The sequence below is a fragment of the Bacteroidales bacterium genome, assembly GCA_014860575.1.
Classification (GTDB): Bacteria; Bacteroidota; Bacteroidia; order Bacteroidales; family JAAYJT01; genus JAAYJT01.
This window is the reverse complement of the sequence record JACZJK010000035.1, coordinates 99,545-124,456: the sequence shown is the minus strand read 5'-3', so window position 1 is coordinate 124,456 and position 24,912 is coordinate 99,545. Positions and strand designations below refer to the sequence as shown.

The 24,912-nt window shown below is 42.5% G+C and carries 27 protein-coding genes; 8 read left to right on the top strand and 19 right to left on the bottom strand.

From position 1 onward, the window contains the following. Positions 1–144 precede the first annotated feature (144 nt). Entirely contained in the window at positions 145–846 is a 702-nt protein-coding gene (locus tag IH597_09825; protein MBE0662756.1) for a noncanonical pyrimidine nucleotidase, YjjG family, read from the top strand. Positions 847–885: 39 nt separating this feature from the next. Then, positions 886–1,476: a hypothetical protein gene (locus IH597_09820; protein ID MBE0662755.1), complete on the top strand. Its 591-nt coding sequence runs from the start codon at positions 886–888 to the stop codon at positions 1,474–1,476. Positions 1,477–1,695: 219 nt separating this feature from the next. On the opposite strand, the gene IH597_09815 is transcribed toward IH597_09820, so the two are convergent. The 7 genes from IH597_09815 to rsfS all read right to left on the bottom strand — a co-directional run bounded on the left by IH597_09815 (position 1,696) and on the right by rsfS (position 6,969). Beyond that, entirely contained in the window at positions 1,696–2,028 is a 333-nt protein-coding gene (locus tag IH597_09815; protein ID MBE0662754.1) for a hypothetical protein, read from the bottom strand. A 92-nt stretch (positions 2,029–2,120) separates the two neighbouring features. After that, a complete protein-coding gene (locus tag IH597_09810) occupies positions 2,121–2,777 on the bottom strand; it encodes a phosphatidylserine decarboxylase family protein (GenBank protein ID MBE0662753.1) in 657 nt (218 codons plus the stop codon). Positions 2,778–2,822: 45 nt separating this feature from the next. Next, positions 2,823–3,647 carry a CDP-archaeol synthase gene (locus IH597_09805; protein MBE0662752.1) on the bottom strand — a complete coding sequence of 275 codons (825 nt, stop codon included), beginning with the start codon at positions 3,645–3,647 and terminating at the stop codon, positions 2,823–2,825. Then, a complete protein-coding gene (locus IH597_09800) occupies positions 3,644–3,850 on the bottom strand; it encodes a DUF2007 domain-containing protein (GenBank protein MBE0662751.1) in 207 nt (68 codons plus the stop codon). The genes IH597_09805 and IH597_09800 overlap by 4 nt, the downstream gene beginning before the upstream one ends. 6 nt (positions 3,851–3,856) lie before the next feature. Continuing rightward, the gene (locus tag IH597_09795; protein MBE0662750.1) at positions 3,857–4,504 is read right to left on the bottom strand and encodes a lactate utilization protein; all 648 of its coding nucleotides are present in this window, start codon (positions 4,502–4,504) and stop codon (positions 3,857–3,859) included. 18 nt (positions 4,505–4,522) lie between these two features. Continuing rightward, positions 4,523–6,565: an ATP-dependent zinc metalloprotease FtsH gene (gene ftsH / locus IH597_09790; GenBank protein ID MBE0662749.1), complete on the bottom strand. Its 2,043-nt coding sequence runs from the start codon at positions 6,563–6,565 to the stop codon at positions 4,523–4,525. 47 nt (positions 6,566–6,612) lie between these two features. Then, on the bottom strand, positions 6,613–6,969 hold the full coding sequence (gene rsfS / locus IH597_09785; GenBank protein ID MBE0662748.1) for a ribosome silencing factor: 357 nt from the start codon (positions 6,967–6,969) through the stop codon (positions 6,613–6,615). 95 nt (positions 6,970–7,064) lie between these two features. Between rsfS and IH597_09780 the strand changes: the two genes are divergently transcribed. Beyond that, entirely contained in the window at positions 7,065–7,811 is a 747-nt protein-coding gene (locus IH597_09780) for a biotin--[acetyl-CoA-carboxylase] ligase (protein MBE0662747.1), read from the top strand. 29 nt (positions 7,812–7,840) lie between these two features. Here IH597_09780 and IH597_09775 read toward each other — a convergent pair whose 3' ends face one another. Both IH597_09775 and IH597_09770 read right to left on the bottom strand, forming a co-directional pair. After that, entirely contained in the window at positions 7,841–8,245 is a 405-nt protein-coding gene (locus IH597_09775) for a hypothetical protein (GenBank protein ID MBE0662746.1), read from the bottom strand. Positions 8,246–8,255: 10 nt separating this feature from the next. After that, entirely contained in the window at positions 8,256–8,903 is a 648-nt protein-coding gene (locus tag IH597_09770) for an orotate phosphoribosyltransferase (GenBank protein MBE0662745.1), read from the bottom strand. A 7-nt stretch (positions 8,904–8,910) separates the two neighbouring features. Here IH597_09770 and IH597_09765 point away from each other — a divergent pair, with 7 nt between their 5' ends. Genes IH597_09765 through IH597_09755 form a run of 3 tightly spaced genes read left to right on the top strand, consistent with a single transcriptional unit; the run spans position 8,911 to position 11,057 of the window. After that, positions 8,911–9,549 (top strand): NUDIX domain-containing protein, encoded by a 639-nt coding sequence (locus tag IH597_09765; GenBank protein MBE0662744.1) that lies wholly within the window; start codon positions 8,911–8,913, stop codon positions 9,547–9,549. A gap of 46 nt (positions 9,550–9,595) precedes the next feature. Then, entirely contained in the window at positions 9,596–10,060 is a 465-nt protein-coding gene (gene coaD / locus IH597_09760) for a pantetheine-phosphate adenylyltransferase (GenBank protein ID MBE0662743.1), read from the top strand. A 13-nt stretch (positions 10,061–10,073) separates the two neighbouring features. After that, the gene (locus IH597_09755) at positions 10,074–11,057 is read left to right on the top strand and encodes a hypothetical protein (protein MBE0662742.1); all 984 of its coding nucleotides are present in this window, start codon (positions 10,074–10,076) and stop codon (positions 11,055–11,057) included. Here IH597_09755 and IH597_09750 read toward each other — a convergent pair. The 5 genes from IH597_09750 to IH597_09730 form a co-directional block, all read right to left on the bottom strand. Further along, positions 11,031–11,588 carry an RsmD family RNA methyltransferase gene (locus IH597_09750; protein MBE0662741.1) on the bottom strand — a complete coding sequence of 186 codons (558 nt, stop codon included), beginning with the start codon at positions 11,586–11,588 and terminating at the stop codon, positions 11,031–11,033. The genes IH597_09755 and IH597_09750 overlap by 27 nt on opposite strands. Beyond that, on the bottom strand, positions 11,579–12,463 hold the full coding sequence (locus IH597_09745) for a DUF3822 family protein (GenBank protein ID MBE0662740.1): 885 nt from the start codon (positions 12,461–12,463) through the stop codon (positions 11,579–11,581). The genes IH597_09750 and IH597_09745 overlap by 10 nt, the downstream gene beginning before the upstream one ends. Positions 12,464–12,477: 14 nt before the next feature. Then, complete coding sequence (locus tag IH597_09740) at positions 12,478–13,074, bottom strand: hypothetical protein (protein ID MBE0662739.1); 597 nt, start codon at positions 13,072–13,074, stop codon at positions 12,478–12,480. 104 nt (positions 13,075–13,178) lie between these two features. Further along, on the bottom strand, positions 13,179–14,957 hold the full coding sequence (locus tag IH597_09735) for a lysophospholipid acyltransferase family protein (protein MBE0662738.1): 1,779 nt from the start codon (positions 14,955–14,957) through the stop codon (positions 13,179–13,181). 151 nt (positions 14,958–15,108) lie between these two features. After that, positions 15,109–15,570 carry a type I restriction enzyme HsdR N-terminal domain-containing protein gene (locus IH597_09730; protein ID MBE0662737.1) on the bottom strand — a complete coding sequence of 154 codons (462 nt, stop codon included), beginning with the start codon at positions 15,568–15,570 and terminating at the stop codon, positions 15,109–15,111. A 94-nt stretch (positions 15,571–15,664) separates the two neighbouring features. On the opposite strand from IH597_09730, the gene IH597_09725 reads away from it, so the two are divergent. Both IH597_09725 and holA read left to right on the top strand, forming a co-directional pair. Beyond that, a complete protein-coding gene (locus IH597_09725) occupies positions 15,665–16,438 on the top strand; it encodes an AMP nucleosidase (GenBank protein MBE0662736.1) in 774 nt (257 codons plus the stop codon). Between the two features lie 23 nt (positions 16,439–16,461). Continuing rightward, the gene (gene holA / locus IH597_09720; protein ID MBE0662735.1) at positions 16,462–17,460 is read left to right on the top strand and encodes a DNA polymerase III subunit delta; all 999 of its coding nucleotides are present in this window, start codon (positions 16,462–16,464) and stop codon (positions 17,458–17,460) included. Between the two features lie 62 nt (positions 17,461–17,522). On the opposite strand, the gene IH597_09715 is transcribed toward holA, so the two are convergent. From IH597_09715 to IH597_09695, 5 genes are all read right to left on the bottom strand, one after another. After that, the gene (locus IH597_09715; protein MBE0662734.1) at positions 17,523–19,301 is read right to left on the bottom strand and encodes a long-chain fatty acid--CoA ligase; all 1,779 of its coding nucleotides are present in this window, start codon (positions 19,299–19,301) and stop codon (positions 17,523–17,525) included. A gap of 73 nt (positions 19,302–19,374) precedes the next feature. Continuing rightward, on the bottom strand, positions 19,375–21,165 hold the full coding sequence (locus IH597_09710; protein MBE0662733.1) for a long-chain fatty acid--CoA ligase: 1,791 nt from the start codon (positions 21,163–21,165) through the stop codon (positions 19,375–19,377). A 178-nt stretch (positions 21,166–21,343) separates the two neighbouring features. Next, positions 21,344–22,108: an SDR family oxidoreductase gene (locus IH597_09705; protein ID MBE0662732.1), complete on the bottom strand. Its 765-nt coding sequence runs from the start codon at positions 22,106–22,108 to the stop codon at positions 21,344–21,346. Positions 22,109–22,524: 416 nt separating this feature from the next. Then, positions 22,525–23,334, bottom strand: coding sequence for a dienelactone hydrolase family protein (locus IH597_09700; GenBank protein MBE0662731.1), 810 nt, complete (start codon positions 23,332–23,334; stop codon positions 22,525–22,527). A gap of 36 nt (positions 23,335–23,370) precedes the next feature. Beyond that, positions 23,371–24,807 carry a sugar porter family MFS transporter gene (locus IH597_09695; protein ID MBE0662730.1) on the bottom strand — a complete coding sequence of 479 codons (1,437 nt, stop codon included), beginning with the start codon at positions 24,805–24,807 and terminating at the stop codon, positions 23,371–23,373. Positions 24,808–24,912: the final 105 nt, after the last annotated feature.

Here is a 24,912-nt window from a genome sequence, read left to right as displayed (position 1 = left end):
TTCATTTAATTGTAAAACAGATTCTTCACTTCGTTCAGAATGACAAAAAACTATAAACCGAAAGATTTGGGACTGCCTCCTCTTTCAAATTGTTAACTTTGCTGTTCCAACCATCATCAGGAATTTAATTATCCCTTATCTTCTATGGCTCACAAAAAATACACTCACGTTTTCTTCGACCTCGATCACACTCTCTGGGATTTTGATACAAATAACCGCCTCACATTTGATGAAATTTTAGCCACGCACCGGCAAATGTATTCCACTATTCCAGCCATTGATGCATTTATGAAGGTGTATGTTAACCATAACAAGTCGCTTTGGGATCAGTACAAAAAAGGTTTGATTGAGAAAGATTTTCTAAGTTATCACCGGTTTAATCTCACTCTTGGTGATTTTGGCATTACAAACCCTGAACTCGCAAAACAAATTGCGGCCGATTATATCCGCATCAGCCCGACCAAGACAACATTGATGGATGGGGCTTTGGAATTACTCAACGAACTGAAACAAAAATATAAGCTGGGGCTAATAACCAATGGTTTCGATGAGATCCAGTTCGTTAAGATCCGCCATGCCGCATTGGAACAATATTTTCCACTTGTGGTCACATCGGAAGAAGCCGGTTGTAAGAAACCCAACCCTGAAATTTTTCATTACGCATTAAAAAAGGCGGGCGCGGAAGCCAGCAGCAGTATCTACATCGGCGATGAACCTGAGACTGACGTAAAAGGGGCAAAAGAGGCCGGCATTGACCAGGTGCTTGTGACTTTTGGTAAACATTTCGATGAATCCGGCGCTACGCATACCATAGATTCTCTTTATGAGCTTCGCAACATTCTTTAAAAACAGATACAATAAACCTTAACCTAAAACTTCATTCTTATGAAAAAAAACATTTTCTTCCTTGCAGTCATCTTTTTTGCAGCCGCCTGCGGACAGATGGCACCAAAAGAACAAGCTTCAGAAAAGCAAGCAGAAACAGAAACGGTTCTGACTGAAGCTGAACAAGCCTTTCTTGATAACTTAGCCAGCCTTTGCGGAAAATCATTTGAAGGAAAAGAAACATTCTCATTGCCCGGAAGAGACAGCTGGGCGGATAAAAAATTCATGATGCATGTAACCGTATGCGAACATGATAAAGTGCACATTCCATTCCACCTCGATGAAGACCGCTCACGTACCTGGATGTTCTTCGCCGACGAAGAAGGCCTGCGATTCCGTCATGATCATCGTCATGAAGACGGCACACCCGAGGATCTGACATTGTACGGCGGCTATGCTGATGGCAGTGGCTCTGCATTTATCCAGCGCTTTCCCGGGGATGATTACACCAACGAATTATTAAATGATGAGCGGGTTCGCCAGTGGAATGTGATCCTTGCTGAAGATCTCAGCACTTTCAGTTATCAACTTCTGATCAATGGAGAAATGGTTTTTGAGGCAATCTTTGATCTCACACTTTCTGTTGAGTAGCAGTAGGCAATAGCAGTTAGCAGTCTTGTAAATTACTCCTGTTCTCCATTACTCCATCACTCCAGTTCTCCAGTCTTCGGGAAGCTCAGCCACCAGAACCCATCACAGAATCGCTGCATCACTGTATCACTGTATTACTTGTATTACAGTTTCCTTACAAGCAACAAAAAAGGCCAGCCATTTCGGCTAGCCTTTTTTTATAATATCAAGCAGGATTGCTTAGCGCTTTGGCACTGGCACTGATTCTGCTGACTGGGTTGATGTCTTTGATGAGCAACCACCGCAAGTTTTTCCGGCTGTAGCACAACCAGCTTTGGCTTCGCCACCGGTGGTTTCGGCTTTTACATCTGAACCTGAAGTACAGCAACCTGATTTGGCTTCTTTAGCAGCAGTTGTATGTCCTTTGGTTTCGCAACATGGTTCTGAAGCTTTCTTTTCAACTGTCTGTTCAACTTTAACAGATTTCTTGTCAGTTTTTGGTGACTGTGCGTTTACGGTGATAAAAGCAACCAGTGCAATGAATGAGAATAATAAGGTGATTTTCTTTTTCATAGGATTTCGTTTTTTAGTGTTATGAAGCAAAAGTAAGGTCTTTTCGCAGATTTTTGAATTTTATAAATGTTAATGATTTGTTAAAACGTTCATTATATCGTTGCAATCAGGGTTTCAGCACCCCTAACATGCTGATTGGGTTTAACTTTCACATTTGCATGAAGCGGTAAAAAAATATCTACCCTCGAACCAAATTTAATGATTCCGAACTCAGACCCCTGAGTAACCTTATCCCCTTCACGAGGGTGGCAAACAATACGACGCGCAAAAGCACCAGCAATCTGACGCACCATAACAGGGCCAAATACCGGGTTATCAATCACAAGGGTGGTTTTCTCATTTTCAGTTGATGCTTTTGGCAGCCATGCAAACAAGTATTTGCCAGGATGGTGCTTAAAGTATTTAACCTCGCCTGTAAGCGGGGCAAAATTTACATGCACATCAGTAACGCTCATAAAAACAGAAACCTGTTTGCGTTTACTCTTGAAATACTCATCTTCCCACACATCTTCTACCACAACTACCTTCCCATCGGCGCCGCTAAAGATTTTACCTTCGGCATAGGCTGCACTTCGGGTTGGAACCCTGAAAAATAATGCCGTTGCTAAAACCAGCAACAAACCGGCTACGGCCAGCATAACTTCGATCCAGCCTAGTAATTTAAAAACAATGATTACGGCTGATACCAGGATGGCTACTCCAACCAGCGTCAGCAAAATAATTTTATATCCTTCAGTATGAACTTTCATTTCAGAAATTAAATTAAACAATGGCGTAAAAGTTAAACTCTACGCTTAAAATAGAACAATATACAAATAAGCAACCGGCGCTGACAATAACATGGCATCAAAGCGATCAAGAATTCCACCATGGCCCGGAAGCAGACTTCCGCTGTCTTTGACCCTAGCCTTCCGCTTAAGCATTGATTCGCATAAGTCTCCCATTGTACCGGAAACCATAATAAGAAACGCGATGGTCAGCCAATGGTAAAATGGAATCTGAGTATAAAATGTTGATATGACCAAGGCTGCTCCTCCTCCAATGACCATGCCACCCAGGGTTCCTTCCCAGGTTTTTCCTGGCGACAGGCGTTCAAAAAGTTTATGTTTCCCAAGCCACGACCCGATTATATAAGCAGCAGAATCGTAGACCCAAAGTATCAGCAAAAAAATAAGTACAATTCCCTTCCCTGAAATGCCGGCAATCTTATCGCCAACAATAAGGAGTGAGGCAAACAGGGATAGTGGCACAAAAATGAAAACAATACCGGCCAGCGTAGCCCCAATGGTTTGAACTGGATTACCAATTTTATCAAACATTGCAATCAGGAAAGGGAAAGTGAGTAATACCGGAAATGACCAAAGCCATTTCCCTTGTATCAAGTTAGCATTGAATGCAAATATTATTACGAAAGTCAAAATTCCAATAAATGCCCCTGCTTGCCTTGATTTTGCAGAAGATTCCGGGCTAACAAGATTATAAAACTCTTTGATTCCCAAATAGGATGTGACAAGCATAAGAAAAGCAAAATAATGGGATCCAAGAATAATTGAACCAACCATTAAAACACCAAAAACCAATGCTGTTAATGTGCGGGTTCGAAAATTGGCAGGCTTCATGGATTCGATTCACTGATTAGCTGATTGGCCTGGAAGGCATCTTCAACGTTTACGTATAATTCCACTTCTCCGACAAGATATAGTGAATCCTTCTTATTCACGACAACACATTCAATGTGGTGCTCGGTTAGTAAGCCTTTGATCACTTCCACCTGAAAAGCATCTGATGATCCATAAACCTGTATCCATCTTCCTTCTAGCATAACATGTTATGTGTTAATATCGTCTACCAGAAAAACATATAGTTCTTTAGGTCCATGTGCTCCCATAACAAGTGTTTTCTCTATATCCGCAGTGCGGCTGGGGCCGGTAATAAAACTGACCATTGATGGGAGGCGTTGAGGATATTTTTCTTTTAAGGCTGTGAACGCATGCTTTATTTCCGGAACCAATTGACTGGTGCGGGCTATTACAATGTGCACATCGGGCAAAATATTAACTATCCGACCCGGGCCTGATCGTGATGATACCATGATACTGCCAAGCCGGGCAACAAGAAATTCACAATAAGTAATTGATGCGCGAAGATCCTGAACTGTTTTGATATCGCTCTCAACCGGAACATCAGCCTGAACCAGCATCCGGGATAATTCAATGTTGCTGCAGTAAAGCGGTTGAAGATTGTTGGTCTGAACCAAAAGATTAAGTGTTGAAAGCATTTCATCCATGTTCTCACAGTAGATGAATTTCCCTCCAACTTTTGTTAATTCTTCAGCAAAAGTGATATCCAGGGCTTCGGTAATGGGTTCATACACTGCAGCTCCCATATCAATATCGGGGTATGGGTTCGCAGTTTTACTGATGAGCGCATTCCTGACACGCTTCAATACTTTCTCCCTGGTGGTGCTTTCGTCCATTATATCAGTAGCTTAGGCTTACACTTTTTTATCAGAGGGTTTGTCTTTTGCTATTTCTGTGTCCGGAACTTTTGGTGGATCTACAACTGGAACCGGTAGAATTGTTACAACCGGATCACCATTTTCGTTTATTACATGTGCTGGCTCATCATAAGGTCTTTTGCCAAAAATTGACTCTACATCTTCGCGGAAGATTACCTCATTTTTCAGTAGCAATTCGGCAAGTTGCTCTAGCTTAAGCCTATTTTCTGTAAGAATTGTTTTTGCCCGCTCAAAGGCCTTTTTAATCATTATGCTGACTTCTTCGTCAATTGTCTGGGCGGTTGCTTCACTATAGGGTTTACCCAGCATATATTCCTGCTGGCCACTTGAATCGTAGAAACTGATGTTTCCGATCTTTTCATTCAATCCGAAGTATGTTACCATTGCATAAGCCTGTTTGGTAACTTTTTCAAGATCATTCAGCGCACCGGTTGAAACCTTGTTGAAAATGATCAATTCAGCAGCACGGCCACCCAAAGCGGCAGTCATCTCGTCAAAGAGTTGCTCGTAAGTTGTAATCTGGCGTTCTTCAGGTAAATACCATGCAGCGCCCAACGATTTACCGCGCGGGATGATTGTAACTTTAACAAGAGGATGAGCATACTCAAGCATCCAGCTAATGGCGGCGTGCCCGGCTTCATGAAAAGCAATTACTTTCTTTTCCTGAGGGGAGATAAATTTACTGCGTTTTTCAAGGCCGGCTACGATGCGGTCAATGGCATCAAGGAAATCCTGCTTTTCAATCTGTTTCTTGTTTCGGCGCGCGGCAATAAGTGCCGATTCATTACAAACATTGGCGATGTCAGCGCCCGAAAAACCGGGAGTTTGTCTTGCAAGAAAGCCCAGATCGAGTCCGGGTTCCATCTTCAAATCACGGATGTGAACCTTGAAAATAGCAAGGCGTTCTTCCAGGTCGGGCAGTTCAACGTGAATCTGGCGGTCGAAGCGGCCGGCACGCATTAATGCACGATCCAAAATATCGGCACGGTTTGTTGCAGCAAGTATGATTACTCCTGTATTGCTCGAAAAGCCGTCCATCTCAGTAAGCAACTGATTGAGAGTATTTTCTCTTTCATCGTTCGACCCGGTTAATGGGTTCTTGCCACGGGCCCTTCCTATGGCGTCAATTTCATCAATAAAGATGATACAAGGGGCTTTTTCTTTGGCCTGCTTGAAAAGATCACGCACACGCGATGCGCCCACCCCAACAAACATTTCAACAAATTCAGAACCTGAAATTGAGAAGAAAGGAACTTTTGCCTCGCCAGCCACGGCTTTGGCAAGCAGGGTTTTTCCTGTTCCCGGAGGCCCGACCAGCAATGCTCCTTTGGGGATCTTGCCACCCAAATCTTTGTATTTTTCAGGATGTTTTAGAAATTCAACAATTTCCATTACCTCAACCTTGGCCTCCTCAAGGCCGGCAACATCGTTGAAGTTAATGCTTACACTCGAATCCCGGTCAAAAAGCTGGGCTTTCGACTTGCCGATATTGAAAATCTGACCGCCGCCGGCTCCACGGGTCATCATGCGCATGATAAACAACCAAACAACAACGAGAAGGATAAGCGGGAAAGCCCATCCCATTGCATCGCCCCATTTCCGCCTGTTTTCATTTATGAGATAGACAGGGTTCTGAAGACCTTCCTGAACCTTTTCAACATCTTCCTTGAAAGAATCGTATGAACCAATAATGTGCTGGTAATGCGGCCTGGAAGTGGTAGTTCCTTCTTCGCGGACACCTTCGTAACGATCCAGTGTCAGCTTATCATTTTTTATATAAATTTCGGCAATCTCACGGTTTACAACCACAATTTTTTCAACATCCTGGTTGGCAAGCATCTCACGAAATTCACCCCAGTTTACTTCTTTGGGACTCGTATCCCAGTTGCTCACCCACATTAGAATAAACAGCACAGCAAGTGCAGCATACACCCAATACAGATTGAACTTGGGTTTCAAATTTTTTGATGGCGGATCAGCCGGAGTCTTTTCAGTTTTCTTCTTCTCTTTGGTAGCCATTTTATAATAAGGTTTCGAGATAGTCAGTATTATTGATAGGGCAGATTTTACTCAACAGAATCGTATTCTTTTAGTTCAGCATCGGCCCATAATTCTTCGAGTTTATAGTGTTCTCTTATCTGAGGCTGGAAAACATGTACTACAACATCAGCATAATCAATGAGAATCCATTCAGCATTTTCAAATCCTTCGCTGTGCCAGGGACGAACGCCAAGCTCTTTCTTAACATGTTCCTGCAGGCCGTGTGCGATTGCTTCAACCTGGGTTCGCGAATTGGCGTGGCAAATCACAAACTGGTTGCAAATTGCATTTTTAATTTTACTCAGGTTCATAGTAATAATTTTTGAACCCTTTTTCTCCCTGATTCCCTCAATGATAGATTCGGCTAACTTTGATGATGAAATTTTAATCTTTTTTCTGATCATTTTGTTTACTTTGCCAGTGCAAAAGTAATGAATTTCAGCATGCCAACTGAGCTATTTAAAATCAAGCTATATTAATGAAAATCGGATCACCAATCATACACGTTCAAAGTGTTTCTTCAACCAATACGCATGCCGCAGAAGTGATTTCGCGTAATGAGGCTGTTAATGGAATGGTAATCAACGCCCTGGAACAAACAGAAGGGAAAGGGCAGAATCAAAATCGCTGGGAAAGCCGGGCAGGCGAAAATCTCACTTTCAGCATTGTGGTTCAACCTACCGGACTTCCTTCTTCAAAGCAGTTTTTGCTTAATAAAATGGCTTCACTGGCATTAAAGGATTTTGTGCAAGCTCATCTCACTGATTCTGATATCAGGATCAAATGGCCAAACGATATTTATTGCAACAATAGAAAAATTGCTGGCATCCTAATTAACAATACTATTTTGGGAGAGAAAATTACATGGACAATATTAGGTGTTGGCATAAACGTAAACCAAACTGTTTTCCTGAGCGATGCTCCCAACCCAGTTTCTTTAAAAATGATTAGTGGCATACACTACGATCTGGAATTGTGTTTGAAGATGCTGTGTCATTACATTGAAATACGGTTTAAGCAGTTACTCGAAAAAAAGTATACCAAAATTGACCAGGATTATATTGGCTCACTCTACCGTTTTGGAATGCTTTCGGATTTTGTATACAAGGGACAGGCAATAAAAGCCAAAATAACAGGAATTGGGGAGTTCGGACATCTTGAGTTGGAAACCCTGCAAGGCAGGAAATTATCTTGCGATCTGAATGAAGTAAAGCACGTAATTTGAAAAAGAATCTACGAATCTTATTTGCCGGATCAGGAAGTTTCAAGAACCTCTTTCAGTTTTTCAACCATCATGTTAATAAAATTGTTAAGCGGCTTCCTGGCAATCATTGAAAGCATCGTGCTTAAATCGGCATTGAGTTCAGCAATTGCCATACATTGACCAGGGCTTTGCATGGAAAGGTTCACAATCAGGTCGAATTTTATGGCAGTGTTCCCAGTAGAAGAAGCCATTACCCTGGTATCTTCGACACGCTCATTCATTTCAAGCCAAACACTTCCCATACCGCTGATTTCAAAACTGCACTCATCATAACTTGCTTTGTAGTTTTGAACCTGTGGTGGCATTAGGTGTTCGAAATTCCTGAAATCCTTAATAAACGAATATACTTCGCTGGCTGGTTTATCAATGATTTGAGCTTCGCTTTTAATATGCATAATAAGGGTGTTATTCTGCCCTGCCCCAGGCTGAAGGATTATCTTTCCACTTGATAAGTGTTTTCAGGTCAGATTCTTTGATATATTCCCGCTCGATAGCCTTTTGAATGAGCGCCTCGTAATTGGTAAGAGTGTATAGCGGCACCTGGGCTTTGTTGAAATTACTCTCAGCTTCCTTAAGCCCATAAGTAAATATTGCAACCATTCCTTTCACATTACAGCCGGCTTCTTTCAACGCGCTTACGGCATTCAGGCTGCTTTGACCGGTTGAAACCAAATCCTCAACAACAACAACTGATTGCCCTGACTCAACCACACCCTCAATCTGGCTTGTAAGGCCATGTTCTTTTTTTGATGAGCGTACGTAGGCAAAAGGCAAACCGAGATCCTGGGCTACGAGAGCTCCCTGTGCAATTGCTCCTGTTGCAACGCCTGCAATCAGGTCAATGGTGCCAAACTGTTCGTGGATTATTTTAACCAGTTCCTGGCGGATATAGGTTCTGATTTTGGGATAGGATAAAGTTTTGCGGTTATCGCAGTAGATAGGTGAGATTATTCCTGAGGCCCATGTAAATGGTTTACTAATATCCAGCTTTATTGCTTTAATTTGCAGTAGAAAATCGGCAGTTGCCAGAGCAGTTTCTTCATTATTTTTCATGCAGCAAATGTATAAAGTTTTTATCAACGAAAAACCGGTGACCTTAACTGATCAAGTTCCTGAAACTAAATTACCGGTAGGAACCCAGCATCTTATTGTTTCCGGCACACCAGATTTCGGGCGCATTATTCATGAGTTCGAAAGTAATGATGAGGCCAGGGAATTGATCATCATAAACACTAAAAACTTTGATTTGTTGCGTAAGGATTTTGAATCTTTCTTCACATCAATAGTTACTGGCGGTGGCATTGTTTATCATCCGGACAAAGGAATGCTTTGGATATTAAGACATAAGCGTTGGGATTTGCCGAAAGGCAAACCTAACGGTAATGAAAGCATGGAGGAGGCCGCCATCAGGGAGGTGAGCGAAGAAACCGGGCTTAAAAATCTATATATCACCAGGGCATTAGGTATTACCCGTCATGCCTACCGCGAGAAAAATAAATTTATTCTTAAAACTTCGCATTGGTATAAGATGGGCGTTGAAAGTCCGGATTGCCCTCTAACCCCACAGTTGGAAGAAGGCATCACAGAAGTTGAATGGGCTACTGATACTTCGATAAAAGAAAAGATAAATAACACCTACGCCAGCTTACAGCAACTTGCTAAAGAATTTGTTACAACACATACTCCATGGGAACTTTAATGAAATGTTTTCCCTGGTTTTCGCCGGGGTCATTAAATTTATCACAATGAAGAAAATAGCAGTGTTTCCAGGCTCATTCGACCCAATTACCAAGGGTCATGAGAACGTGATTTTACGAGCCATCGGCCTTTTTGATGAAATCATTATTGCCATTGGATTAAATTCAGAAAAGCAGAGTTTCTTTCCGGTGCAGCAGCGCCTGGAATGGATCGGGAAGGTTTTTGAGTCATATCCCAACGTAAGTGTAAGGTCGTTTACAGGCCTTACGATAGATTTCTGCAAGGAGGTGAATGCTCAATACATACTGCGTGGCCTGCGAACTTCCGCCGATTTTGAGTTCGAAAGAAGCATTGGCCAAATGAATAAACAAATGCTGCCTGAAACCGAAACCGTGTTTTTGCTTACCATGCCTGAATACACTGCCATTACTTCCTCAATAGTAAGAGATATTATCCGTCATGGTGGCGATCCTGCGGCCTTCTTACCCGATGCAATAAGCATTCAAAAATAAAGTTTGGTTTTTAATGATCCTGGTTCGCATAACATTCATATTTCTGTCAATCATTACAAGCGCCATCGCGTTGGCTGAGCCTGTAACAATAAGAGGTTCGGTACAAGGGGCATCGGGCTTAAAGATTGAGTTGATTGTATATTCCGATTTTATTACCAACACCGAAATGCCTCTGGCAGAAACCAACATCGGGCAGGCAGGGATGTTTGAGATCAGAGCAGATTTAAAAACAACCACTATCGCCATCTTAAAAATAGGAATACAGAAAGGCGAAATTATTCTCGAACCCGGCAAAACCTATAACTTAAAAATTTCTGGTCTATTAGACAGAAGCCTCCGTAACAAGGAGATAGCGCCATTTCAGATTCCAGCCCTTCAAATTGAAATTGTCAGCCCATGGCGGTTTGAACTTAACAGCCTGGTAAATGATTTCTATATTTTCCATGATGGGTTTATGGCCGAACATGCACATACCATCTTACGACAGCGCGACGGCCGTTTAGTGCAGCAATATGTCACTGAAATCTACAATCGTTTTCCGGGGATCAACAATGCATGGTTTAATGATTTGCTCAGGTTCAACATAGCATCGCTTGAACTGATGGCGCGGGCAAAGGGTCGGGATGCAATTGCAGATACTTATCTTCTGAACCAGGAAATTCTATACAGCCATATGGCTTATATGGACTTCTTCAACGATTATTTTGCAAAATACCTTACTGCATCCCGATTGTTCGACCGCAACCAACTTTTAAAGGCATTTGAATCACCTGATGCTTACAAAAGCATGATGAATGTGCTTGACAAGGACAAATTGCTGCATGACAGACAACTGAGAGAACTGGTGCTTTTAAAAAACATACCCGATTTGCTTGCCAATCCCGGTTATTCAAAGCATAGTATTTTATCGCTTTTAGAAACTATCAGAACCAAAAGTGCCTACCCTGAACACAGGTTAATTGCCGGAAATTTAGCTGTTTTGCTGAGCAGGAATTAGAAACTCAAAAAAACTGAAATTCACCTCCCCGTATTTCCGGTGCTCGATAAAATATGGGTTCCCGGAAAAGTCATATACACTGGAATGTTCAAGCACCAGCCAGCCTTCATGGTAGAGCATGCGCGCATTTAATATGAGCCCCGGGAGATCGGAAAGGTTTTCGAGTGTGTAAGGCGGATCGGCAAAAATAAGACCGTAAGGCTTTTTATTGCTCATGACCAACCTGAAGACATCGGTACAAATAACTTTAAGATTTTTTAAAGAAAGCTCGTCAGCAATCTGAGTTATAAAACGAGTGGATTGTTTGTTGCTGTCAACTGCTGTAACTGCTTTGCATCCTCGCGAGGCAAATTCGTAGGAGATGCTTCCCGTTCCGGCAAAAAGATCAAGGACTTCAAGGCTTTCAAAATCAAATGTTGGCTCAAGAATATTAAACAGGCCTTCCTTGGCATAATCAGTTGTTGGTCTTACTGGAAACGACCTGGGCGCAACAATTTGCTTTCCACGATGTGATCCTCTGATTATCCGCATAACGATACATTTAAAAGGTCGAAATAACGGGGCAAAGGCGCGTGATCGAAGCTGGGACTGAATTTCCTGTCTTCAGCATCCGGGATAAAGCCAACAAATCGGAAATAAGTAGCAAGAAGTCTATATAGCTCGCTTTCATTTTCTACGATCCCCGATAAATACAGGGGGGATTCTTCGGTATTGATTTTAAGTTGTTCCATCACAAACAGCAGATAATATAATAAATCCGTTTGTGATGTATAATGGAAGGAATTGCAGAACTGGAAGTCAGAACCTTTAAAAATGATGATGTCAATCGTATCACCCTGAACATTGGCCAAAATTCTTGTAGCCGGACTACTGCCTTTACATTGTAAGTAAAAACTCCGGATGAGCGATCCACAACTGTGAAGTTGGCGTGAACCGGGATAGTGATTTCTAATCCATTCATTTAACCCGGAGGGAACAGAAAACACTAAACAAGCTTCAGGAGCTTTGATCATGTCATAATAAACAGCATCCTCATCCTGGATCGCATGATTGAAGCCAAGGTATTTTCTGGCATTTGTTGGATCAAACAAAGGGCCCGGCATCAGAGTAAATTTGAATCCACCTGTTAAAATACTTACCTTGTTATAATGTTCCTGCAGCAGATAGGACTGAACAAAAACATACTCAAGCCAAATGCAAAATTCCTTTGATCCATAAACGGATCGCAAAATAGCCGTATCAGGATAACGATATTCTTCGAGGCAGATAAACTTGGTTTTCAGGGTATCAAAAACTGTAAAAACGAATCCATCCGGTAAAATTCGGATGGATAAATCAAAGTTGTTGGTAAACAAATAATTGAGCCCGGGGTCAACGAACCGATGAAACGGCGTAATCTCAGCCATTGATTATTACATCTTTATTCCCAGTTACCATCGGTGGATGGGTCGTTCATAGAGCCTAATTTAAGCCCGGGGTATCGTCCAATCTGAGTTTCTGATGAAGCAAGGTTTCTAAGTAACTGATCATTCATGCCAAGCAGAAAGGTATTGTAATGAGCTTTGGCTTCAAACACATTTACCATCACACCTCCGCGGTCAATCTTTCCTGCGTTGAGTTCAAACTTCTTACCTTCGGAAAAAGGAATGTAGGGAAGAGAATCAACAGGATAATTCGCCATTTTTAGGAGCGAATCGGCAGCAAGGATATAATTAATTGTATCCCGGATGGTTCTTGTAAAAGTTGTATCGGTGGGATCAGGAACTATTTTTACTACCGGGATTTGTGTATTCTTTAAAAAAAGAAGCAATGTATCAAAGTTGCCAGCGTATTCATTATTTAATGAGCGATAAGTCAACTGGATTGACCTCAGGTCCTTCAACCTGTCCACGACAACTTCTTTACGGTGATCAAGTTCTTTCTGAAACCGTACGGGATTCATAATGCTTTCAATAATAAGGTATCCAAGAACAATGATTATCAATGTTAATACAATGCGGAAGATTAATCGGTTCATGATGTCAGATTTTAATGTACGCGCAAATTTATAATTTTTTATTCATTCAATCCGTAATTGCAGATTTTTATTCATGACTATTGTAACGAACTGGTAAGCAGCAATTAACATGGTCTCTCAGAAGCGGAAGCCTGTTTCTCAAGCATCTGGAGTGTTTCTTCAGGGGTATCGCGTATGTCCATAACAATAAATCCGTCGAGGGCATTATTGAATTTTGGGTCAATATTGAACCCAATGATCCGCCCGTTCTGTTTAAGATATTTTTTTAGCAGCACAGGTGTTTTGAAGCCTTCAGGTTCAAGTTCCGAAATAATATCATCAATGCTTTTCATAAAAACCGATTTGTCGTGCATCAACAGGATTTCAGTATCCAAATTTGAAAGCCTCACTTTGAATTCTTTTTTCGCCGAAACATAATTTGCCATTTCGTGGTCGTAAAAATTCTTTTTGATATAATGCACAAGCAAAGCTTTTGATATTTTAAGAAAATGATTACTGATGCTAACCGGGCCAATCAGATAGCGGTATTCGGGATTGCGCCGGATAAAGGTAAGTATTCCCCGCCACAAAAGCAGCAGCACAAATACTTTTTGTTGATATTCTTTTATTATAAATGAACGGCCAAGCTCTACAGATTGACGTAGAATGGGATTCATTTTCCGGTGAATGTTGAACAGCGTGCTTATATAAAAGCCTTTGACCCCGTATTTATTGAAAAGGTCATTGCCTTTGCCAATCCTGTATGCGCCAATGAGCCGCTTTTCTGATTTGGACCAAATGAAAAGGTGGTGGTAATAGAGATCGTATTCATCAATATCAATGGCGCGGTTGGTTCCTTCGCCAACTTCGCGGAAAGTAACTTCACGCAAGCGCCCTATTTCTCTTAGGATATTTGGAATATCAACTGATTCTGATAAATAGAGTTCAAAATCCTGAAATTCAATCATGAGATCACTTACTCGTATTTTAGCGATTTCCTCTTCTAGCAATGATTGTTCAACGGGGGCAATGATCTGCTCAGGTGTTGCCTTGGCACGAAGTGGAATTGTAAAGTAATGCTTCTTAACCTCAAGCGAAGTTGCCAATGCATACGTTTTGGCCCTTAAGAACCGCATGAGTTGGGTATTGTCAGTAAACTCAGCAATATCGTCAGCAGAGATTGGTTTTCCTATCCTGATTTTTACCGCAAACCGTTTCTTGTTAAGCAGTTCTGATGGCAGACGTGCGGTACGAAGCCTGGGGTGGATCATGCCCAGCAAATTAAAGAGAAGGCTATTGCTACCGCCAAAATATAATGGAACAACCTTAGCGCCCGATTTGGCAACCAATTTTCCAATCATTGGGTTCCAGGCTTTATCAGTAATGCGTTTTGTATTGGAATGAAAAGATGATACCTCTCCAGCCGGAAAAATAGCCAGGCTTCCGCCCTTCATAAGCACATCGAGTGAACTTTTTACTCCGATAATGCTCTTTTGTGCACTGTCTTTTCTCTCAAACGGATCAACAGGCAATATAAAATCCTCAAGTGGTTTTACATTCTTCAAAATATAATTTGCCATGACCTTCAGATCGGTGCGGATACCTGCGATGATTCTTATAAGTAATAATCCGTCAAGGCCTCCGTAAGGATGGTTTGCCACAAAAACAACCGGCCCTGAAAGAGGAATATTTTTAAAATCGTTGACAGGAACATCGTACGTTACCTGCAACTCATCAAGACAAACATCCAGGAATTCAAGGCCTTTATAATGGCTGAACCGCTGGTAGATTTTATTCAACCGCTGAACCCTGAACAACTTCATCAATGGCACTGCAAGAGACTTTAAGCCTATCTTTTGAAGTGATAATGCTTTGGCAAACTCATCGGGGTGAATTAAAGTCATACACAGGATTTGTAGGGGGTAAAAGTACAAAAAAATCAATATGCTAAAGCAGAGTTTAGAGCGGGGAGTATTTATGGGACGAGGGCGGGGGACGAGGGATTGACGATTTTGGATTTTGAGCTTGGGGCTTGGAACTTGCGTCTTTGCTATGTTAGCCGACAATTTCCTGGTAACTCGGAATATGATCCAACTGCCGGCTGGTTTTATCATTATAATTCAGCCTGAAGCAAAAGTGTGTAAGTCCGTTTGTAAGAGCCAAATAATGAATATTGAGTGAAAGGTTATAGCGTAAGGCCTGGTTAAATGTTTCCAGGCTAATTTTTACAGATGGAGCTTTACATTCAACAATCATGGCAGGCTGGCCGGTTGGAAAATGGGCAACAATATCGAAGCGTTTGCTCATGCGGTTCACCCTGATCTGCTTTTCAATTGCTATCAATCCGGCCGGAAAGAGTCTGTCAGAAACCAGGTAATTGATAAAGTGCTGCCTGACCCATTCTTCAGGGGTTAATACAACAAATACTTTTCTGATCGGATCAAATATTTCGGTGCAGCCATCAATTGTTCGAATGCTGGAAGTAACCGCAGGAAGGTTGAGTGTTGGAAGATCCATTTATTCCTATTAATAAAAAGATAAAAGTAAATAGTTTTTTTAAATCACCTATTTTTGCCTTTCGGGCATTGCGGGAAATAAATAAGCCGATCAGATGAAAACAAAACAGGAAATCGTAAACAACTGGTTGCCGCGCTATACGGGCACCTCACTCGAAGAATTCGGGCAATACATTCTGCTTACAAACTTTAACAGTTACCTGGAACTTTTTGCACAATGGAACAATGTGTCGGTAAAAGGCTCAACACGGCCAATGCCCAGCGCTACAGCGGATCAGATCACAATGATCAACTTTGGAATGGGCAGTGCCAATGCTGCAACGATTATGGATTTATTGAGTGCGGTTCAACCAAAAGCATGTTTGTTCCTTGGTAAATGCGGCGGTATAAAAGTCAAGCATCAACTGGGTGATCTTATCCTGCCAATTGCCGCCATCCGTGGCGAAGGAACTTCCAATGACTATTTTCCGCCCGAGGTACCGGCATTGCCTGCCTTCAGCCTGCAAAAAGCTGTTTCTACTACCATCAGGGATCATAAAAAGGATTACTGGACAGGCACCATTTATACAACCAACCGCCGGGTATGGGAATTTGATGAACATTTCAAGGACTATCTTTTATCCATCAGGTGCATGGGAGTGGATATGGAAACTGCCACTTTATTCTCGGTTGGGTTCGCCAATGCTATTCCAACAGGCGCTTTGCTGCTGATTACTGATCAACCGATGATCTCATCGGGGATTAAAACTGAGGCAAGTGATAAAATGGTGTCAGAAACTTTTGTTGAAGATCATATCAGGATTGGCATTGACTCACTGCACCAGCTTATCAACGATGGCCTCACCGTGAAACACCTGCGCTTCGATTAATCAGTTTAAGATTACAAGGGTAAATGAATTACAACGATATCATCGCGAACCTAAAGAAGCGAATCTACCATCCTGTATATTTTCTTACAGGTGACGAACCCTATTACATTGATGCAATATCTGATTTCATCGAGGAAAATATCCTCAATGAAGGAGAGAGGGAATTCAATCAGTTGGTGCTTTACGGGCGGGACACCAATGTGCCAACCATTGTAAGCAACTGCAAACGCTATCCTATGATGGCAAGTCATTTTGTTGTGAGTGTTCGCGAAGCACAGGATATTGAAGACTTTGAGGGTCTTGAGCAATATCTTGAAAAACCGCTCGATAGTACCATCCTTGTCATTTCTTACAAATACAAAAAATTTGACGGGCGAACCAAGCTAGCCAAGAAGCTTAAAGAAAAAGGCGTTTTCTTTGAATCCCCTAAAATTTATGATAATAAAATCCCGGATTGGATCACTGCTTATCTGAAAGGAAAATCTGCTTCCATTACTCCAAAGGCTAGCATTTTACTCACCGAGTTTCTTGGCACTAACCTGGGAAAAATCGTGAATGAGCTCGACAAAATGCTCATTAACCTGAAACCCGGTGTTGCAATTGATGAAGCACTCATTGAGCAGAACATTGGCATCAGCAAGGATTATAATGTATTTGAACTCCAGAGGGCAATTGGCCAGAAGAACATTCTGAAGGCGAATATGATCATTCATTATTTCTCTGCCAATCTCAAAGAAAATCCATTGCTGAAGGTAATTCCTTTCCTTTACCAGTATTTTATAAAACTGTTGATTTATCACCAGCTCGCTGATAAATCGCAACAGAATGCGGCAACTGCTTTAGGGGTTCATCCATTCGTTGTTAAAGAATACCAGGAAGCTGCACGTAACATTAGCTTCGACAAGCTCTCGAACATTATTTCTGTTCTTCGTGAATACGACATACGCGCCAAAGGAATCAACAACGAATCAACAACAGAAGGCGAGTTGATGCGGGAGATGATTTATAAGATTTTGCATTAGGGTGAAAATATCTTTGGCTTTACCGAACAGCGTTTGAGGCAAAATACTGATGAATCTACTACTTATCGCTGACCATGGTAAATATCATGAATCATACCAGCATATTTTCTGAGAATAAATTTCCTCCGCAATTTTAACGTGGGTGAAAGCTCGCCGGATTCAACCTTCCATTCATGGCCGATTAACCCGAATTGCTTGATCTGTTCAGTCTTTCCAAGAAAGTAATTGACTTTTTCGACTTCCTTTCCAATTCTGGCAATTACCTGATGGTTTAAAACTATTTGCTCACTATCTTGATAATCAATTCCCTTGACTTCGCACCATGATTTCAGGTGCTCAAATGCCGGAACGATGAGTGCCGCAGGGAAATGCCGGTTTTCGCCGATTACGATAATATTTTCAATGAATTCTGATTCTTTGACCCGGTTCTCAATCACCTGGGGAGCAATGTACTTCCCACCTGAAGTTTTGAATATCTCTTTTTTCCGATCCGTTATTTTAACGTATTTTCCTTCATCAAGCGTACCGACATCACCGGTGTGAAACCAACCTTCATCATCAATGGCTTCGCGGGTAAGGACATCGTCTTTATAGTACCCAAGCATGACGTTGGGGCCACGACAGAGAATTTCTCCGTCTTCCGCGATTTTTACCTCCACTCCATCCAATGGTGGTCCGACCGTTCCAAATTTCAATCCGCCAGGTTCAAAGGTTCCCACCGCAATAACAGGTGAAGTTTCAGTAAGTCCATACCCTTCAACCACCTGTATGCCTGCAGCCCAGAAAAATTTGGCAATCCGGGGCCTCAGGCTGGCGCCACCGCAAACCACATATCGCAATCGGCCTCCGAGAGCCTGCCGCCATTTGCGATAAGCGAGCAGATCAGCAAAATAACGTCTGAATTCATAATTCCAACCTTTGGCGCCATACAACTGATAGCGCACAGCAAGGTTAAAAGCCCAGAAAAACATAGTACGCCTGGGTTGTTTCAAGCCCCTACCACGAACCACGATTCGATCGAAAATTTTTTCAAGCATTCTTGGAACTGCACAGATTATTTCGGGTCTGACCTCACGCATAGTTTCGGCAAGGTTATCCATGTTTGCGGCATAATAAATTCGGATCCCAAGATATTGATAAACATAGTTCAACATGCGTTCATATACGTGGCATAGAGGCAAAAAACTCAACGTAACTGTCACGCCTTTGGGTGCAAGGATTTGCTGGGCGGCCATAAAATTGCTTACAAAATTCCGATGCGAAAGCATGACGCCTTTTCCGGTTCCGGTGGTTCCTGAAGTATAAATAATGGTGGCCAAATCATCGGGTTGTATTTGCTGGCTGATGGAACGAATTTTATGAGTATCGGTTATGTCTTTACCCAGTGCAAGGAATTCCTTCCAATGCTTAAGACCATCCACCTTCTTTATCGAAAAAACATTTTTGATTTGTGGAAATTTGCTGATAACATCCTGCACACAGCCATAAATTCCAGCATCATAGAGAAATACATATTCGATGTCGGCATGTTCAAAAATATAAGCGAAATGATCGTTGCAAATGGTAGGATATATAGGAACCTGCACTGCCCCGATCTGCATCAGGCCCATATCAAGAAAATTCCATTCTGGGCAATTATTCATGATGGTGGCCACTTTGGTGCCTTTCGTCATGTCAAGTGCCAGCAAAGCTGCACTTACTTGATCACAAATCCGCGAATAATCAGCAGCAGAAAAGGTTTGCCAGGTTTCAGCTTCTTTTCCTGCAAAAACAATTTCCCGTGCAGCATACTTTACACGGTAGAGTTCGAGCAAATCAAATATGCGGGTCATGGCACCCATAATAATCTGACAAAGACTCTTTGATGAGGTTCAAAGAGAAGTCAAAGATAGGAAAAGCCCGGCTCGAAATCAACTATTCTTTAGTGCCCGAACACTTGAATATTTTATTGATCAGATCGCTGTATTTTTCAATAATATAACCCCGGCGCATTTTCAGGGAAGCCGTTAGTTCGCCACTATCCACCGTCCATTCATTGCCGATCAGCACAAATTGTTTGATCTGCTCGTGCGATCCAAACCGGGCATTGTATTTATCAATTTCAACCTGAAAACGTTTCCGCAATGTTGAATTGGACACCATTTCCTCATTGGTGGTATACGGAATTCCTTTGATAGCGCAATATGATTTCAGGTGGACGAAGTCGGGAACTACCAAAGCAGCAGCAAACTTCTGGTTCTCACCAATCACAAGGATACTGTCAATAAAAGATGATTCCTTGAAAGTATTTTCCATCTGTTCAGGGTTGATGTATTTTCCCATCGAGGTTTTAAAAATAGCTTTCTTCCGGCCTGTAATCCGAACCTGCCCCTGTGGTTCAATAAGGCCTGCATCGCCTGTGCGGAACCAACCCTCTTCATCAAAACATGCTCTGGTCATTTCCGGTTCTTTGTAATAGCCAAGCATCACGTTGGGACCTTTACAAAGGATTTCGCCATCTTCGGCAATTTTGACCTGAACACCTTCCAACGGTGGTCCAACGGTTCCAAACTTAAAGCCGTTTTTACCGAAATGGCCAACGGCTATTACAGGTGAGGTTTCGGTTAAGCCATAGCCTTCAAGCACCGATATACCGGCAGCCCAGAAAACCCTCGACAAGCGGGGCTGTAAGGCGGCACCTCCGGAAACCATCACATTCAGATTTCCGCCGGTAGCAGCCCTCCATTTCGAAAAAACAAGTTTATCAACGATACTTAACTGCAGATGATAGAACCAGCCATTGGCGCGGTCGAGTTCGTATCGGTAACCGAGGTTCACTGCCCAGAAAAAGAACATGCGCTTGATGCCTTTCAGCTTGCGGCCGGTTGCCATAATCCGGTCAAAGATTTTTTCAAGCAGGCGCGGCACGGTTGACATAAGCTGAGGCTTAATTTCCCGCATATTGTCACCAATAGTTGCCATGCTTTCAGCATAATAGATACTTGCGCCCACGTATTGCCACACATAGTTGATCATACGCTCGTAGATATGGCATAGCGGCAAATAGCTCAAGGCTTTGTCTTCGCCGGTTAATGGCGGAATATGCCGTACCGACATCAGGTTGCTTATAATGTTGTTATGTGAAAGCATCACACCTTTGGGGTTCCCTGTTGTTCCTGATGTGTATATAATTGTAGCCACATCATTAGGGTTGATGCCGGCTTTTATGGCTTCTATCTTTTCGGCAGCGGGATTGTGCTTTCCCAGCTCAAGGAGTTGAGGGAAATGTGGATGTTCATTGAGCTTTTTAAAAGTGTAAATCCCTTTCAGCGTGGGAACCTCAGGGAGAATATGTTCTATTTTCCTGAGCAGGTCCTTGCCTGCAAGAAAAACGTATTTCACTTCGGCATGCGTGAGAATGTATTTGTAATCCGATTCGCTGATGGTAGGATACACCGGAACATGCACAGCGCCGGCCATCATGATGCCCATATCCAGAAAATTCCACTCGGGGCGGTTGTTGGTAATGGTAGCAATTTTATCGCCCGGTTTGATGCCCAGGACTAATAATCCGTAAGCAACATTATAAGAATGCTCAATGTACTGTTTAACATTGTAGGTGATCCATGTTCCGTCTTCCTTGCCTGCAAGCATGGAATCGCGGTGAGAATAGTTTTCCTTCATCCAGGGCAGGATGTCAAAGATGCGGGTGACGTTGGTGCTCATTTTGTTTGTTTTAGTTAATGTGACTAACGGGTAAGATGAACAGGATGATTACTAATTAGATGCTTATTCTAAACCGTCTAAACATCCTAAACCTCTACACTTATAAACTTTCTAAACAAAAGCCATTTTTTCTGAAAATCCAATACCCATAACAGTTAATGATGGTTATATTTCTGCTTTATTCTGTTTTTCTGAAAATCTGCGATGCACTGGCCTGAGCGGTTGGCATCACCAAAATATCATTGATGTTCACATGATCGGGGCGGGATGCTGCAAACCAGATTACCTCGGCTATGTCTTCAGCCTTTAGTGGTTCGAACCCGTCGTAAACGTGTTCAGCACGTTCATGATCGCCATGAAAACGCACTTTTGAAAATTCTGTGTTCACAGCACCGGGTGCAACTTGTGTTACCTTGATACCGTGCGGTAGCAAATCCATTCGCATAGCCTGTGTAAGCGCATCAACGGCATGCTTGGTTGCGCAATAAACATTGCCTTTCAGATACACTTCTTTGCCGGCAATGGAGCCAATATTGATAATATGGCCTTTACCGCGTTCAACCATGCCTGGAGCAATCTGCCGGGTCATGTACAAAAGTCCTTTGATGTTGGTATCAATCATTGTTTCCCAGTCATCCATATCGCCTTCGTGAATGGGATCGAGTCCGAGTGAAAGACCAGCATTGTTAATAAGGATATCAATGCTACGCCACTCTTCCGGAAGGTTGCCGATAGCAACATTGCAGGCATGATGGTCTCTGACATCAAAGCAAAGCGTCAGCACCTCAATATTGAATAGCTTTCGAAGGTTGGCGGCAAGATTTTCAAGCTTGTCGTGGCGGCGGCCTGTAATGATGAGTTTAAAACCGTTTTTGGCAAAGATACCAGCGGCAGCTTCGCCAATACCACTGCTTGCACCTGTGATCAGTACTGTTTTGTTCATTTTTCTCCTTTTGATGATGTTACCTAAAGATCAGCAGCCAAATGTAGAAATTCTCAATCAGAACCGGGGGTTACGGCTGACTGTACTTTTGGTTTTGATAAACAGGTAATTAAAGCCTTCAGAAAAACACTCCGAAAGAAGGCGGCCAAAGATAGAAAAAGTTTGGAAACAAATGGTTTTTTGGTTGATTAGTAAATTAGTCGATTGGTTGATTGGTTTGGAGTCCGCTTACGCTAAAGCTTCAGCGGATAAATTTGGAGTGATGGAGTGATGGAGTAATGGATTTGTTAATTCAAAATTCCAGATTTAAGATTCGTAAATCTTCAAACTTAAGCTATTTTGAATGTGTACTCTGGGTTTTGGATTTTGGGCTTTGCACTTTGAACTTTGGATTTTGAGCTTTGAGCTTTGGTCAGCTACCTGCGAACCGAGAAAAGCCAGGGAAGTAATTCCGGTTCCAGGAAAACATGATCCCAGGCGTTATGTCCGACATCGGGATAAAGGGTCAGTTTGGTTTTGCTACCGGCTTTTTCGACTGCCGCTATCATTTTTACGGAAAGTTCAGGCAGAACTACCGGATCATCCTGGCCGTGGAAAGCCCATATTTCAACTGATTTTACTTTTTCGTTGATCAGATCCGGGTTTCCTCCGCCACAAATTGGAAAGGCTGCTGCAAAAACTTCGGGTTTGCGGTACAGCAACTCGAAGGTGCCCATTCCGCCCATGGAAAGTCCGCCCAGATAAAACCGATCTTTATCTACCCAGCTCTGGTTCAGCATAGAGTCAAGCAACTGCATAACGAGTTGCAACGGCAACGTTGGTTCGCCAGACGGATCGAAACTAAAAGAACGCTTGCCTTCAGGATCGAAAGAAAAATTGACATTGGCCCAATAACTATCAGCAGGACATTGCGGAAAAACTACAATTGAGGGATAATTTTGCCTGTTGGTATCGGAAGCGAAAAACCTGCCACCGTGTATTAACTGGCTTTCATTGTTGTTTCCGCGTTCACCTGCACCATGCAAAAACAGGATCAGGGGGTATTTCAGTAACGGGTCAAAATTTTCAGGAAACATAATCCGGTATGGCAAGCTGTCGATATTGTTGTGATAGACCCTCGGTTCAAAATTTCTGGCAATTTGAGCCTTAACCGGATAATTGAATAGTACAGTTAAAAGGACAATTATTATTGAGCTACTCAATAATATCGAAATCCAGGTCTTCATTTTTCTGAGGTTGATTAAAGTTTTTGAATTGTAAAGTTAACCGGCTTCATCCATAGATATTTCCTCAAGCGTTCGGCCCTTGGTTTCCGTAACATAACGCTTTACGACCCAAAATGCCAGCAAGCCAAAAGCGGCGTAAATGCCATACGAAATTCCAAGCCCGATGGATGTAAGAAGGATCGGGAAAGAAATTGTAATCAGGAAGTTGGAGCCCCATTGGGCCAAACCAGCAACAGCAAGTGCTGCTCCCCTGAATTTATTAGGGAACATTTCGCCGAGCATCACCCACATTACCGGCCCCCATGTGGTTGCGAAGAAAGCAATATAAAGGTTAGCCACCACCAGCGCAATCACACCACTTTTGCCGGTTAATTCAAGTCCGCCTGAAGCATCCTTTGCGCCGAAAGCGAAAATCAAACCTAAAATTCCGAGGGTCACGGCTTGTCCTAACGCACCTACAAGCAACAATGGTTTGCGGCCAACTTTGTCAACCAAAGCAATCGCCACAAAAGTGAAAAACACGTTTACCGAACCACTGATTACATTGGTCAGCAAGGCGTCGGCTTCAGTAAAGCCAGCGGCTTGCCATAATACTGAACCATAATAAAACACAACATTGATACCGGTAAACTGCTGCAAAGCGGCAAGGGCAATTCCTATCCACACAATGGGATGGATCTTTCCACTGGCCGGATTGATAATATCTGAAAGTCTTGGCTTGCGTTCGCGAAAAACTGTGAGCTTTATTTCTTCAACCTGCATCCTTGCTGTTTCCTCATCAGTGAGGCTGGCAATTATTTTCCTGGCTTTTTCATCTTTACCTGCAGCAACAAGGTAGCGGGGTGATTCGGGTATGAAGAATAAAAAGATGAAGAAAAGTGATGCAGGAATAATTTCAATCCAGAACATCCACTGCCAGGCATTGAATCCCCACCAAAACGCTCCGGATGCGCCACCTGCAGCATTGGCAATATTGTAATTGGAGAAAAAAGCCATGAACAAACCTAGCACAATGGCAAGTTGCTGAAGCGAAATCAATCTGCCCCGAATATGTGAGGGAGCTATTTCTCCAATATAGGCTGGAGCAATAATACTGGCAGCGCCCACGGCAAGTCCTCCAAGCACACGAAAAATAACAAATTCTGTTGAACCATCTGCAATCCCTGAACCCCAGGCGCTGACAATGAAAGCAACAGCAGCTATCAGCAGGGTGTATTTACGGCCAATTTTATCGGCCAGTGTTCCGGCAAAAAAAGCGCCTGCTGCACAACCCAATAGCATAGAAGCAATATTAAAGCCTGTGCCAACTGCATCGGAATTAAAGGCTTGTTGCAGCGCACCTACTGTACCATTGATTACCCCGCTGTCGAAACCGAAAAGAAAGCCACCCAAGGCTGCAACAACTGAAAGGCCGATCACCCGGGCATGATTAATCGCAGGTGGGTGAAAACTGACTGGTTCTTTCTGATTCATGTAATTCAGTATTAATGTTCAATTTCGAATACTTAAATCCTGTTAGCTAATGGAAGCTGGAAAAACGGGTCATCAAGTGTATTGAAAAGACAAATGTAAAAAACC

What these genes read in the sequence shown, in the direction of transcription:
- IH597_09710 (MBE0662733.1), bottom strand. Translation starts at nt 21,165, where the DNA reads ATGAGCACCAACGTCACCCGCATCTTTGACATCCTGCCCTGGATGAAG.
- IH597_09770 (MBE0662745.1), bottom strand. Translation starts at nt 8,903, where the DNA reads ATGAAAAATAATGAAGAAACTGCTCTGGCAACTGCCGATTTTCTACTG.
- IH597_09695 (MBE0662730.1), bottom strand. Translation starts at nt 24,807, where the DNA reads ATGAATCAGAAAGAACCAGTCAGTTTTCACCCACCTGCGATTAATCAT.
- IH597_09715 (MBE0662734.1), bottom strand. Translation starts at nt 19,301, where the DNA reads ATGGGTGCCATGACCCGCATATTTGATTTGCTCGAACTCTACCGTGTA.
- IH597_09805 (MBE0662752.1), bottom strand. Translation starts at nt 3,647, where the DNA reads ATGAAGCCTGCCAATTTTCGAACCCGCACATTAACAGCATTGGTTTTT.
- IH597_09820 (MBE0662755.1), top strand. Translation starts at nt 886, where the DNA reads ATGAAAAAAAACATTTTCTTCCTTGCAGTCATCTTTTTTGCAGCCGCC.
- IH597_09725 (MBE0662736.1), top strand. Translation starts at nt 15,665, where the DNA reads ATGAAAACAAAACAGGAAATCGTAAACAACTGGTTGCCGCGCTATACG.
- coaD (MBE0662743.1), top strand. Translation starts at nt 9,596, where the DNA reads ATGAAGAAAATAGCAGTGTTTCCAGGCTCATTCGACCCAATTACCAAG.
- IH597_09750 (MBE0662741.1), bottom strand. Translation starts at nt 11,588, where the DNA reads ATGCGGATAATCAGAGGATCACATCGTGGAAAGCAAATTGTTGCGCCC.
- IH597_09775 (MBE0662746.1), bottom strand. Translation starts at nt 8,245, where the DNA reads ATGCATATTAAAAGCGAAGCTCAAATCATTGATAAACCAGCCAGCGAA.
- holA (MBE0662735.1), top strand. Translation starts at nt 16,462, where the DNA reads ATGAATTACAACGATATCATCGCGAACCTAAAGAAGCGAATCTACCAT.
- IH597_09740 (MBE0662739.1), bottom strand. Translation starts at nt 13,074, where the DNA reads ATGAACCGATTAATCTTCCGCATTGTATTAACATTGATAATCATTGTT.
- IH597_09700 (MBE0662731.1), bottom strand. Translation starts at nt 23,334, where the DNA reads ATGAAGACCTGGATTTCGATATTATTGAGTAGCTCAATAATAATTGTC.
- IH597_09810 (MBE0662753.1), bottom strand. Translation starts at nt 2,777, where the DNA reads ATGAAAGTTCATACTGAAGGATATAAAATTATTTTGCTGACGCTGGTT.
- IH597_09825 (MBE0662756.1), top strand. Translation starts at nt 145, where the DNA reads ATGGCTCACAAAAAATACACTCACGTTTTCTTCGACCTCGATCACACT.
- IH597_09705 (MBE0662732.1), bottom strand. Translation starts at nt 22,108, where the DNA reads ATGAACAAAACAGTACTGATCACAGGTGCAAGCAGTGGTATTGGCGAA.
- IH597_09795 (MBE0662750.1), bottom strand. Translation starts at nt 4,504, where the DNA reads ATGGACGAAAGCACCACCAGGGAGAAAGTATTGAAGCGTGTCAGGAAT.
- IH597_09745 (MBE0662740.1), bottom strand. Translation starts at nt 12,463, where the DNA reads ATGGCTGAGATTACGCCGTTTCATCGGTTCGTTGACCCCGGGCTCAAT.
- ftsH (MBE0662749.1), bottom strand. Translation starts at nt 6,565, where the DNA reads ATGGCTACCAAAGAGAAGAAGAAAACTGAAAAGACTCCGGCTGATCCG.
- IH597_09800 (MBE0662751.1), bottom strand. Translation starts at nt 3,850, where the DNA reads ATGCTAGAAGGAAGATGGATACAGGTTTATGGATCATCAGATGCTTTT.
- IH597_09730 (MBE0662737.1), bottom strand. Translation starts at nt 15,570, where the DNA reads ATGGATCTTCCAACACTCAACCTTCCTGCGGTTACTTCCAGCATTCGA.
- IH597_09780 (MBE0662747.1), top strand. Translation starts at nt 7,065, where the DNA reads ATGAAAATCGGATCACCAATCATACACGTTCAAAGTGTTTCTTCAACC.
- IH597_09765 (MBE0662744.1), top strand. Translation starts at nt 8,911, where the DNA reads ATGTATAAAGTTTTTATCAACGAAAAACCGGTGACCTTAACTGATCAA.
- IH597_09815 (MBE0662754.1), bottom strand. Translation starts at nt 2,028, where the DNA reads ATGAAAAAGAAAATCACCTTATTATTCTCATTCATTGCACTGGTTGCT.
- IH597_09755 (MBE0662742.1), top strand. Translation starts at nt 10,074, where the DNA reads ATGATCCTGGTTCGCATAACATTCATATTTCTGTCAATCATTACAAGC.
- IH597_09735 (MBE0662738.1), bottom strand. Translation starts at nt 14,957, where the DNA reads ATGACTTTAATTCACCCCGATGAGTTTGCCAAAGCATTATCACTTCAA.